General features: G+C 70.7%; 11 protein-coding genes and 1 pseudogene. All 12 read right to left on the bottom strand.

Annotation, left to right across the window (positions count from 1 at the left end; translation table 11 throughout):
* Window positions 1–389: 389 nt before the first annotated feature.
* Window positions 390–1,901 (bottom strand): YifB family Mg chelatase-like AAA ATPase, encoded by a 1,512-nt coding sequence (locus tag D471_RS0108495; protein WP_017598222.1) that lies wholly within the window; start codon window positions 1,899–1,901, stop codon window positions 390–392.
* Window positions 1,901–2,266 carry a YraN family protein gene (locus D471_RS0108490; protein WP_017598221.1) on the bottom strand — a complete coding sequence of 122 codons (366 nt, stop codon included), beginning with the start codon at window positions 2,264–2,266 and terminating at the stop codon, window positions 1,901–1,903. Before D471_RS0108490 ends, D471_RS0108495 begins: the two co-directional genes overlap by 1 nt.
* A 111-nt stretch (window positions 2,267–2,377) precedes the next feature.
* A complete protein-coding gene (locus D471_RS0108485; protein WP_017598220.1) occupies window positions 2,378–2,704 on the bottom strand; it encodes a DUF2469 domain-containing protein in 327 nt (108 codons plus the stop codon).
* 266 nt (window positions 2,705–2,970) lie between these two features.
* Entirely contained in the window at window positions 2,971–3,843 is an 873-nt protein-coding gene (lepB, locus tag D471_RS0108480; RefSeq protein ID WP_017598219.1) for a signal peptidase I, read from the bottom strand.
* 72 nt (window positions 3,844–3,915) lie between these two features.
* Window positions 3,916–4,275 (bottom strand): 50S ribosomal protein L19, encoded by a 360-nt coding sequence (gene rplS, locus D471_RS0108475; protein WP_017598218.1) that lies wholly within the window; start codon window positions 4,273–4,275, stop codon window positions 3,916–3,918.
* A 176-nt stretch (window positions 4,276–4,451) separates the two neighbouring features.
* Window positions 4,452–5,229 (bottom strand): annotated as a pseudogene (trmD, locus tag D471_RS33535) (tRNA (guanosine(37)-N1)-methyltransferase TrmD).
* A gap of 10 nt (window positions 5,230–5,239) precedes the next feature.
* Window positions 5,240–5,752, bottom strand: a complete 513-nt coding sequence (gene rimM, locus D471_RS0108465) for a ribosome maturation factor RimM (RefSeq protein WP_017598216.1) — start codon at window positions 5,750–5,752, stop codon at window positions 5,240–5,242.
* A gap of 118 nt (window positions 5,753–5,870) precedes the next feature.
* Window positions 5,871–6,113 carry an RNA-binding protein gene (locus D471_RS0108460; RefSeq protein ID WP_017598215.1) on the bottom strand — a complete coding sequence of 81 codons (243 nt, stop codon included), beginning with the start codon at window positions 6,111–6,113 and terminating at the stop codon, window positions 5,871–5,873.
* 1 nt (window position 6,114) lies between these two features.
* Window positions 6,115–6,573: a 30S ribosomal protein S16 gene (gene rpsP / locus D471_RS0108455; RefSeq protein WP_026127534.1), complete on the bottom strand. Its 459-nt coding sequence runs from the start codon at window positions 6,571–6,573 to the stop codon at window positions 6,115–6,117.
* 288 nt (window positions 6,574–6,861) lie between these two features.
* A complete protein-coding gene (gene ffh / locus D471_RS0108450) occupies window positions 6,862–8,463 on the bottom strand; it encodes a signal recognition particle protein (protein ID WP_017598213.1) in 1,602 nt (533 codons plus the stop codon).
* Window positions 8,464–8,533: 70 nt separating this feature from the next.
* On the bottom strand, window positions 8,534–9,772 hold the full coding sequence (locus D471_RS0108445; RefSeq protein WP_017598212.1) for a hypothetical protein: 1,239 nt from the start codon (window positions 9,770–9,772) through the stop codon (window positions 8,534–8,536).
* Between the two features lie 393 nt (window positions 9,773–10,165).
* On the bottom strand, window positions 10,166–11,178 hold a 1,013-nt coding region (locus D471_RS0108440), incomplete at its 5' end, for an ammonium transporter (protein WP_017598211.1).

Raw genomic sequence — 11,178 nt, 5'->3', positions numbered from 1 at the left:
TCGACGGCGCTCGATACGGTCGGCGGTGGCGCGCCCGCCGTCAGCTCCGCCCACACCCGGTCCGCACCGTGGTCGGCGAGCATCTCCCCCACCCACGGGTCCCCCGGCGGCACCACGGCCGTCAGGCAGGCCCGCGCCCGGGCGTCCGCCTCCCCCTCACCGTCCCGTCCGATCACCGGCTCCCCCTTCCCCACCACATCGCCGCGTGGCCGGGTCCTCGAATCCGCACGTCCGTTCACTCGTGTGCCTTCCGGCTTCCGGCACGCCCGTTCCGCTCCCCACCACGTCGCCGCGCTCACGTCCACGCCCTGTCCCGGCTCCGTCTTCACGTGGCGGCCCGTGACAGCGCCCCTCCACCCGTCTCCCCGGTCCCAGGCCCGAAGGCCGCGTCACCACGCGCGCCCCGACCAGAGCGCGAAGGCGTAGGCGGTCTCCTCCTCACCGGGACGGTCCCGATCTGCGAGGTCGGCCAGGGTCCAGGCGACCCGCAACGCGCGGTCGACGCCCCGGGCACTGATCTGGCCCCGGTCCATGGCCCCGCCGAGCACCCGCAGCGCGGCCGGGTCCACCGGGAACTCCCGGCGGAGCCGCGCCCCCGGGATCTGTGCGTTGGTGGTCCACGGTGTGTGCGACAGCCGTGCCGCCGCACGGGCCCGTGCCTTCTCCACCCGCGCCGCCACGACCGCCGAGGATTCGGCGAACGCCCGGTCCGCGAGGAGTTCGGCCCGTGCCACGGGCTGGAGCTCCACCTTGAGGTCGACCCGGTCGAGCAGGGGGCCGGAGAGCCGCGACATGTATCTGCGGCGCTCGCCCGGCGGGCAGGTGCACAGGGAGCCGGGTTTGGCACAGGGGCACGGATTGGCCGCCATCACGAGCTGGAAGCGGGCAGGCAGGACCACCGTGGCCGCGGCCCTGGCCAGGACGACCTCGCCCCGTTCCAGGGGTTCGCGCAGCGAATCCAGGACGCCTCGGCTGAACTGGGGGGCCTCATCCACGAAGAGCACGCCGTGATGGGCCTTGGAGGCCCAACCGGGTGTGGGGTGCCCGCTGCCGCCTCCGATGATCGCGGCGCGGCTGGCGGAGTGGTGCGGTGCGGCGAAGGGCGGGGAGGTGATCAGCGGCGCCCCTCGCNCCACCGAGTGGATCGCCGTCGCCTCCAGCGCCTCGGCCGGGGTGAGCCGGGGCAGCACCGTGGGCAGCCGTTCGGCCAGCAGGCTCTTCCCCGTCCCCGGCGGACCCAGCATCATGAGGTTGTGCCCTCCGGCTGCCGCGATCTCCACCGCCCCGCGCGCCACCGGCTGTCCGAGCACGTCGGCCAGGTCCACCCCGGGGCCCTCCGCGGTGTTCACGGACGCACCGCGCGGTTCGTCGGGTTCCTCGAGCGGATCGCCGCCGCGCAGCCAGTGGCACACGTCGGCCAGCGCGTCCACCGCCCGCACCTCGACACCGGGCACGAGCCGGGCCTCGTCGGCGTTGCCTCGCGCGACGACGAAGCGATCATGGCCTCGGTCGACCGCCGCGACCACGGCGGGGAGCACCCCGCGTACGGGACGGGCGCGCCCGTCCAGGCCCAACTCGGCGAGGAGGACGGTGTCGGCCAGACGGTCCATCGGCACCTCGCCCGAGGCCGCCAGGACGGCGCCGGCGATGGCGAGATCGAAGAGGCTCCCGGACTTGGGCAGGCTGGCCGGGGAGAGGCTGATGGTGATCTGGCCGCTGGGCCAGCGCTCCCCGCTGTTGACCACGGCCGCCCGGATACGGTCGCGTGCCTCCCGGAGGGCGGCGTCGGGCAGCCCGACCAGGGTCACCCCGGGGTTGCCGCCGCCCAGGTGGACCTCCACCTCCACGACGTGCCCCTGGACTCCGACCAGGGTGACGCAGTGGGCGCGTCCGAACGACATCAGCCCATCCCCCGTTCGTGGGAGACGAACACACGGCCGCCGGACACCAGGACGCCGACCCCGTCGACGCGCAACGGCCGGGCGGGCGTCCGGTGCCGGGCCGCCCAGGCCGCGCCGAGTCCGCGCAGGCGGTGCCGTCTGGCCGGGGTGAGCGCGTCGATCGGGTGACCGAAGCGGACTGAGGTGCGTGTTTTGACCTCGACGACGACCAGCGCGGGGCCGTCCCTGGCGACGATGTCGATCTCCCCGCCCGGGACGCGCCAGTTGCGGTCGAGTACCCGCATCCCGGCCCGCTCGAGGAAGACCACCGCCAGATCTTCGCCGCGCCCACCCAGCGCACGGCGGTACACGGCCCACTCGTCCATCACCGACCACCTCCCGCTACCACGGTCGGTGATCGGCGGGCGGCGCGCCAGGGGTCGTCGTCCAGCTGTGGATAACCCGGTGGCGGTCGGGTCCGCCACCGGCTCAAGGGGTCAGGACGTACCGCCCTCCGTCGGAGGCACCTCCAAGTCGGCCTTGGTGATCTCTTCGACGTTGACGTCCTTGAACGTCACCACACGCACGTTGCGGACGAACCTGGCGGGCCGGTACATGTCCCAGACCCAGGCATCCTCCATCACGACTTCGAAGTACATCTCCCCGTTCTCGGTGGAACGCGGCTGGAGGTCGACGTGGTTGGTGAGGTAGAACCGACGCTCGGTCTCCACCACGTAGCTGAACAGCCCGACGACGTCCCGGTACTCGCGATAGAGCTGGAGCTCCATCTCGGCCTCGTACTTCTCCAGGTCCTCAGAACTCATCCACGCGCTCGCTTTCGTCGCACTCTCCGGTCGTTTTCGACCCCCTGTCCGATGGACACCGCCGGCCCCCGGCTTGTTCCCACCGGAGCGGCGAATCCACGAACGGACGACGTGAGGACGACCTGGAACCCATCATGCGTCACGGAACGCCCCTGTGTACCCCGTCGGAAGGATTTCCTTCACCCATCGGTCATCGGGGCGCCCCCCGGCGGACGCCGTTCCGTCGTCCGCACGTCGCACACCGTCATCCCCGGAAGCGATGCCCCTCAGTCGTCCGCGGTGTTGAGTTCCTCGAAGGTCTCCGGGACACCCAGCGAACCGAACTGGTCGAATGGCCAGATGATCACGAAGGCGCGCCCCTCCACACGGTCGATCGGGACCGCGCCGCCGCCCGGGTCGTTCTGGTGGGACCGGGAGTCGACGGAGATCGCGCGGTGGTCACCCATCAGCCACAGATGCCCCTCCGGCACCTCGATCGGGCCGAACTCGGTGTGGCTCTCCAGACTGCCCGGGAAGAGGTAGTCCTCGTCCAGGGGCACACCGTTGACCATGACACGGTTCTGCTCGTCGCAGCACTCGACCACGTCGCCCGGCAGGGCGATCACCCGCTTGATGTACTCCCTGCCGGTCGGAGCCGCCCCCAGTTGCTGCTGCACCCACGTGAACGCGCCGGAGATCGGGTTGGTCGGCTCGGGCACCTGCACGCTGCTGGGATCGTCCCATGAGTCCTCACCGTTGAAGACGACCACTTCGCCGCGCTCGATCTCGCGGATCTCATAGACGACCTTGTTGACGAGCACACGGTCACCCACGAGGAGGGTGTTCTCCATCGAGCCGGAGGGGATGTAGAAGGCCTGCATGACCCAGGTCCTGATCACGAAGGCCAACACGATGGCGATGACGATCAGGATGGGGAGTTCCTTCCAGAACGACCCCTGCTTCTCGCTGCTCTCGGACTTGCCCATCTCGTCGTCCGCCCCCTTCTCCTGCTCCGGACCGTCGCCTGCGGAGACGCCACTGGCTCCCGGGTGCTCGTGCACTCGGGAGCCAGTGTCGGAGCCGTGCTCCTCCGGGCCGGGTCGGGCGGAATCCTCGTCCTGGGCCCCGTCCTCGACGCGGTCCCTGTCGTCTTTGCTCATCGCCCGAAGCCTATACCGCCGCCCTCCGGGAGGCGGTGAGGTTATGGGAGAGCCGCGTCGGGGAGTCCGGAACTACTTGGTGACGGGCTCGCGGCGCTCGCGGATGCGGGCAGCCTTGCCGCGCAGTTCGCGCAGGTAGTAGAGCTTGGCGCGACGCACGCGGCCGCGGGCGGCGACCTCGTACTTCTCGACGGCCGGGGTGTGGATGGGGAAGGTACGCTCCACGCCCACGCCGTAGCTCACCTTGCGGATGGTGAAGGTCTCGCGGTTGCCCGAGCCCTGGCGACGGATGACGACGCCCTTGAAGACCTGGACACGGGTACGGTTGCCCTCGGTCACGCGCACGTGAACGTTGAGCGTGTCGCCGGGACGGAACTCCGGGACGTCGGTGCGAAGCTGAGCCTTCTCGAGCTCCTGAATGGCGGTGTGCATCTCGCGAATCCTCATCGGTAGCGCTCCGCGTCCTGTCCCCGGCGCCGTGGCCGGGAAGGGGTGCGCGGGCGAGGGCCCTCATGGGTCTGACTGTCGAACCGCCCGAGTGACCGTCACAGAGGCCGACGTCGTACCGCCGGCATGCGGATGCGGCCGATCACCAGGGGGGAACTCACCTAGTTTGCCACAGGTTGGCCGCCGTCCCGAACGGACTCCTCGGCGAGAACCTCCCGGTCACGCCGGTCCAGGCTCTCCTCCGGGGTGGCCGCCACCAGGTCGGGGCGGTTGCGCGCGGTCTTGCGCAGCGCCTGGTCGCGGCGCCAGCGGTCGACGGCCCCGTGGTTGCCCGACAGCAGCACCGGCGGCACCTCCTGATCGCGCCACGTGGCGGGCTTGGTGTAGACGGGGCCCTCGACGAGGTGCTCCATCCCACCCGAGGCGAACGAGTCCTGCACCGCCGACTCCGTGTTCCCGAGCACACCGGGCAGGAGACGGGTGATCGCCTCGACCATCACCAGCGTGGCGGACTCGCCTCCGTTGAGCACGTAGTCGCCGATGCTCAACTCCTCGACCGGCATCCTCCGCGCGGCCTCCACCGCCACGCGCGCGTCGATCCCCTCGTAGCGACCGCACCCGAAGACCANCCCCCCCCCCCGGGAGCCGCTCGGCGTCGGCCTGGCGGAACGGACGCCCGCTCGGGGTCGGCAGGATCAGCCGCGCGGGGCCCTCACCCACGACCTCGTCGAGCGCCTCACCCCACGGCTCGGGTTTCATCACCATGCCGGGGCCGCCGCCGTAGGGCGTGTCGTCGACGGTGTTGTGCCGATCGTGGGTCCAGGACCGCAGATCGTGGACACGGACGTCAAGCAGGCCGGCGGTGCGCGCCTTGCCGATCAGCGACAGGTCCAGGGGGGCGAAGTAGTCGGGGAAGATGCTGATGATGTCGATGCGCATGGGCGCCCCTTCACTCGGCGAGGTCGAGCAGGCCGTCGGGCGGGTCGATGACGAGTCGGCCCGCGGCCACGTCGACCTCGGGGACCAGGGCGGACACGAACGGCACGAGGACCTCCCGCCCGTCCGCGGTGGCGACGACCAGGACGTCCTGCGCGTGGTGGAGCACGTCCTCCACCCGGCCGACGGGGTCGCCGTCGGTGGTCACCACGGCCAGGTCGATGAGTTCGTGGTCGTGGAACTCGTCGGGGTCGTCGATCGGGGCGATGTCGGCAGAGTCCACCAGCAGGACGGTGCCGCGCAGCTCCTCGGCCGCGTCCCGGTCCTTGACGCCCTCGAAGCGTACGAGCAGCTTCCCGCTGTGGCGACGGGTGGCGGCCACGCGCAGGGGGCCCGTGTCGGCGGGGTCGGTGGCGAGCACGGAGCCCACGGCGAAGCGTGCCGCCGGGTCGTCGGTGCGCACGTCGACCGCGACGTCACCGCGCACACCGTGCGCACGGCCGATCCGGCCCACAACGAGCTGCATGGAGCTCCGTCCCTCCCTGGAGCCCGGCCCCCGCGGGGCCGGGACGACGGCGCCCGGGACGGACCCCGGGCATGACTGCGGGGCGCCGACCGGTCCGGTCGGCGCCCCGTGAGGCGTGTCAGCGCACCTCGTGCAGGTCCAGCAGGTCCACGCGGACGTAGCGGCCCCCGGCGAGGGAACCGATCACGGTCCGCAGGGCCTTGGCGGTGCGGCCGTTGCGGCCGATCACCTTGCCAAGGTCGTCGGGGTGGACCCGGACCTCCAGGACTTTGCCCTTGCGGAGCCTCCTGGCCCGCACCTGGACATCGTCGGAGTTCGCAACGATCCCCTTCACGAGGTGCTCAAGCGCCTCTTCCAGCACGTCAGGCCTCGCCCTCGGACTTCTCCGTCTCGGCGGCCTCGGCGGGCTTCTCGGCCGCCTTGTCCGCCTTCTTCTCGGACTTCTTGGCCTTGCCCTTGGCCTCGCCGCCGGGAAGCACGAGCTCCTTCAGGGCGGCCTGGAAGGCGGCTTCCTTGGCCTCGGGGTCCTTGGCCTCGGCGACCTGGAGCGGAGCCGGGGCGGGCAGGCCCTTGAACTTCTGCCAGTCACCGGTCTTGCGCAGGAGGACCTTCACCGCGTCGGACGGCTGGGCGCCCACGGACAGCCAGTACTGGGCCCGCTCGGAGTCGACCTCGATGAGGCTCGGGTGCTCCTTGGGGTGGTACTTGCCGATCTCCTCGATCGCCTTGCCGTCACGCTTGTTGCGGGCGTCGGCGACGATGATGCGGTACTGGGGCGTACGGATCTTACCCATACGCTTGAGCTTCAGTTTGACAGCCACTGGAGTGGTCTTCTCCCGATTAACGGTGTTAGGCGCCCGGCGACGAACCACGTGGGGTTGTGGCACCCGCCTGGGCAGACGTGGGCGGCGGGCGAGTTAGAGGGCTGGCCAGCCACCGTTAGTCGACTACTCATTGTGCCAGACTCCGACGAGTTCCTAGGACAGGACACCGGGCGCGTATCGTCACACCTTCGACACGCGTGCGGCCCGCCCCGGGGTCCAGGCCCAGGACGGGCCGCACGGCGTTCTTCGGCGGCGGCAGCCGCGCACGGCGAACCGCGGCTCGGGCTACTTCTTCTTCGGCAGCTTGAAATTCGACAGGTCCGGCATGTTCGGCCCGCCGAGACCGGGCGGGAGTGTCGGCTGACCGGCACCGCCGCCGAGGCCCGGAGGCAGCTGCGGCGTGGTCTGATCGCCCTCCTCCTGGCGGCGCTGGCGCTGCGCGGCGCGCTCGGCCTCCTGCTGGCGGGCCTTCATGGGGTTACCGCTGCGCTGCTTGCCCTTCTTCGCCTTCTTGGCCTGGGCCTTGGCCTTCTTGCGGTTGCCGCCACCACCCATGCCAGGCATCCCCGGCATACCGGGCATGCCGCCGTTCTTCATCTTGCGCATCATCTTCTGCGCCTCGAAGAACCGGGTGACCAGACCGTTGACGTCACTGACCTGCGTACCCGAACCATTGGCGATGCGCAGGCGGCGCGAGCCGTTGATCGACTTCGGGTTGGCGCGCTCACCGGGCGTCATCGACCGGATGATGGCCTGGATCCGGTCCAGGTCCTTCTCGTCGATGCTGTCGATCTGGTCGCGCATCTGCCCCATGCCCGGCATCATGCCGAGCAGGTTCCCGATCGGCCCGAGCTTGCGGACCATCGACATCTGCTCGAGGAAGTCGTCGAGCGTGAAGTCCTCGTCCGAGGCGATGGTCGAGGCCATCTTGGCGACCTCGGCCTCGTCGAACGTGCTCTCCGCCTGTTCGATGAGCGAGAGGACGTCACCCATGTCCAGGATGCGCGAGGCCATCCGGTCCGGGTGGAAGAGGTTGAAGTCGTCCAGCTTCTCGCCCGTGGAGGCGAACATGATCGGGCGGCCGGTGATGTGCCGGATGGACAGCGCCGCACCGCCGCGCGCGTCGCCGTCGAGCTTGGTGAGCGCGACCGCGTCGTAGCCGACCCCGTCGAGGAAGGCCTGGGCGGTGTTGACCGCGTCCTGACCGATCATCGCGTCGACGACGAACAGGATCTCGTCGGGCTTGACCGCGTCCCGGATGTCCGCGGCCTGCTGCATCATCTCGGTGTCCACACCGAGGCGGCCCGCGGTGTCGATGATGACCACGTTGTGGTTGTTGCGCCGCGCGTGCTCCACGGACTCGCGGGCGACCTGGACGGGGTCGCCGACCCCGTTGCCCGGCTCGGGCGCGAACACGGGCGTCCCGGCGCGCTCACCGACCACCTGGAGCTGGGTGACCGCGTTGGGGCGCTGGAGGTCGGCGGCGACCAGCAGCGGGGTGTTGCGCTCACCGGCCAGCCACTTGGCGAGCTTGCCCGCCAGGGTGGTCTTACCGGCGCCCTGGAGGCCCGCGAGCATGATGACGGTGGGCGGGTTCTTCGCGAACCGGATCTGCCGCGTCTCGCCACCGAGGATCTCGACCAGTTCCTCATTGACGATCTTGATGACCTGCTGCGCCGGGTTGAGGGCCTTGGAGACCTCCTCCCCGCGGGCGCGCTCCTTGATCCGCGCGATGAACTCGCGCACCACCGGAAGCGCGACGTCCGCCTCCAGGAGGGCGAGACGGATCTCCCGCGCGGTCGCGTTGATGTCCTCCTCCGACAGGCGACCCTTGCCGCGCAGCGAGGAGAAGACCGATGTCAGCCGGTCGGAAAGCGTCTCGAACACGAGTGTGGCCAGTCCTTCGTCTCGGAATTGGTCTCCTAGGTTACCTGCCCTCGACCACCCTGGGCCGAGCTCAGTTCCCGGAGCCCTCCGTCTCCTCGGCGGACTCCCCGTCCGTGGCCTCGCCGCTCTCCTCGTCGTCGGCGCCGCCGGACAACGTCGCCTCGCGCTGCTCGCCCAGGGCCGCCAGGACGCTCTCCTGCTCCTCATCGGTCACGCCGCGGGTGGAGAGCTGGGCCGAACCGTCCACCGAGCGTTCCTGGTCGGCGGTGTCCGCGCTCTCGGAGTTGTTGTAGTCGGCTCCGCACGACAGCTCCAGGGTGCCGCCGGCCTCCAGGGTGCCGGAGTCGCTGCACTGCTGCTCACCGAGCTCGTCGTTGGTGAAGGTCACGTCCATCCGCACCGAGACGCTGCCGCCGTCGGCCCCGCTCGCGTCATACGCGGTCCCCGACCACGTGCAGTTCGGGCCCTCCCCGCAGGACATGTTCGGCTCACCCTGCCAGGCCACCTCGATGCGGGCGTCCCGGGAGCTGGTGAGCTCCTCCTCGACGGTGGTGACCAGGCCGGCGTAGAGCTCCTCGACCGCGGGCTGGTCGGCCTGGGCCAGGTCGAGCCGCACCTGGGGGCCGGTCTCGGCGCCCTCGGGAACGAGCTCCTCGATGGCGATGCGCTGGATCTGGTCGGTCTCGGCGTTGATCCACACCTGGTCCCGCTCGCCCGCGAGGTCGATCCGGTAGGTGAGGGTGCCGTCGAGGTTCTCCTTGACGGCGTCCTCCTCCTCGACCTCCAGCCCGCCCAGGATCTCGGCCAGGACCGGCGGGGCGAGGACGGCGCCGGGCTCGATCCCGACCTGGCTGGCGGAGGCGCGCACCCAGTTGTCCTCGAAGTCGTCGGAGTCCGGCCCGAAGACCCCCCGGTCCAGCCAGAAGTCCTCCGTGGCGCGCACGTAGGTGCGGCCGTCGACGTCGATGATCTCGCCCTCGTTGCCGTTGGCCCGGATGGTGCCGTCGGTCGCGCCGCTGTCGGCCACCGTCAGGGAGGTGTCCTGCACGTCCGCGCCGACGGTCTGCGCCACCTGGCCGGTCGCCGTGAGCGCGGGGTAGTCGGCCAGGTCGGCGAGAGCCTCCTCCAGGAGGGGCGCCGCGGCCACCGACTCCGTGGGCTCGGGGCTGGGCTCCTCCTCGTCCCCGCCTCCCGGCAGGAGACCGCTGAGGGTCGAGCAGCCGGTCAGACCGAGCACGACGACCGTGCCCGCCGCGGCGAACGCGGTACGACCGCTCCTGCGACCCCTGTTGTGACTGACCGGCGCCATCTTGCCTCCTGACCCCGACGAACGGGGCGCTCTACGAATACGCGTGGATCCTTGGGAAGGGGGGACCGCCGACGCGTGTCCCGTCCCTGGCGTGGGATGCGGCTCCGCGGCCCGCGGTTGTACCCGGCGCGTTCCGTCCGGGGCACGGGGCCGTCTCCGGGTCCCGGCCTTCTCCTCGGGCGGGTTCCCACGGTTTCTCCGGCGCTACCGCCGCATCGCCTTGAAGGGTATCCAACCAAGACGCGCGCCTTGGCCAGTCCCGGTCCGGCCCGGCCATAGGCGGGACGCGCCCCGGGGGGCGACACGACGAAGCCGGCGGGGATCACTCCCCGCCGGCTCCTTGGATCGCCTCACCGCGTCAGCGGCGCAAGTCCCGCTACCTCAGCGTCGAGGCTAGGCCTTGGCCTGCGATGAGGCCGTCTCCCCGCCCGGAGGCGTCGGCGAGGAGACCGCTCCTTCCAGTTCGTCGAGTTCCTCGAAGGCGTAGGCCGACTCGGCGTGCAGCTCGTGGTCGAGGCCGTTGGTCTCGACCTCCTCCGGGATACGGAAGCCCATGACGAGGTCGATGATCTTGGCGATGACCCAGGTGACGACGAAGGAGTAGACGATGGTGGCGACAACCGCGATCAGCTGGACGACCAGCAGGTCGATGCCACCGCCGTAGAGGAGGCCGTCGGCGCCGTTGGCCGCCGAGGCGGCGACGAGACCGATCATCAGCGAACCGATGACACCGCCGACCAGGTGCACACCGACCACGTCGAGCGCGTCGTCGTACTTGAACTTGAACTTCCAGCTGATGGCGTAGGCGCACAGGGCACCGGAGACCAGGCCGACGGCGATGGCGCCCATCGGGGTGACGTCCGCGGCGGCGGGAGTGATCGCGACCAGACCCGCGACGGCGCCGGAGGCGAACCCGAGCGCGCTGGCCTTGCCGTAGCGCAGCTTCTCGACGAGCATCCAGGCGATGATCGCGGCGGCCGTGGCGACCTGGGTGTTGACCAGGGCGAGGGCGGCGGTCGCGTCGGCGGCGTAGGCCGAACCGGCGTTGAAGCCGAACCAGCCGAACCACAGCAGGGCGGCGCCCAGCAGGACGAAGGGCAGGTTGTGGGGACGCATGGACTCCACGCCGAAGCCCTTGCGGCGGCCGAGGACGACGGTGAGGGCCAGGGCCGCGGCGCCGGCGTTGATGTGGACGGCGGTACCGCCCGCGAAGTCGATGACGCCCGCGTCACCGATGCCGATCAGCTCGAACCAGCCACCGCCCCAGACCCAGTGGGCGACGGGGAAGTAGGCGAGCAGGGCCCAGACCGGAACGAAGATCAGCCAGGCGCCGAACTTGGCCCGGTCGGCGATGGCGCCGCTGATGAGGGCCACGGTGATGACCGCGAACATCATCTGGAACCCGG

This window comes from Nocardiopsis lucentensis DSM 44048, from assembly GCF_000341125.1.
In the GTDB taxonomy this organism is placed as follows: Bacteria; Actinomycetota; Actinomycetes; order Streptosporangiales; family Streptosporangiaceae; genus Nocardiopsis; species Nocardiopsis lucentensis.
Note: the sequence above shows the minus strand (reverse complement) of the source record. Positions and strands in the feature narration are given on the sequence as shown.

Bases quoted from the DNA above. Each gene is read 5' to 3' on its own strand.
- D471_RS0108485 (WP_017598220.1), bottom strand. From the start codon at position 2,704: ATGAGTTCTGAGGACCTGGAGAAGTACGAGGCCGAGATGGAGCTCCAG.
- lepB (WP_017598219.1), bottom strand. From the start codon at position 3,843: ATGAGCAAAGACGACAGGGACCGCGTCGAGGACGGGGCCCAGGACGAG.
- D471_RS0108445 (WP_017598212.1), bottom strand. From the start codon at position 9,772: ATGGCGCCGGTCAGTCACAACAGGGGTCGCAGGAGCGGTCGTACCGCG.
- D471_RS0108490 (WP_017598221.1), bottom strand. From the start codon at position 2,266: ATGGACGAGTGGGCCGTGTACCGCCGTGCGCTGGGTGGGCGCGGCGAA.
- rplS (WP_017598218.1), bottom strand. From the start codon at position 4,275: ATGCACACCGCCATTCAGGAGCTCGAGAAGGCTCAGCTTCGCACCGAC.
- rimM (WP_017598216.1), bottom strand. From the start codon at position 5,752: ATGCAGCTCGTTGTGGGCCGGATCGGCCGTGCGCACGGTGTGCGCGGT.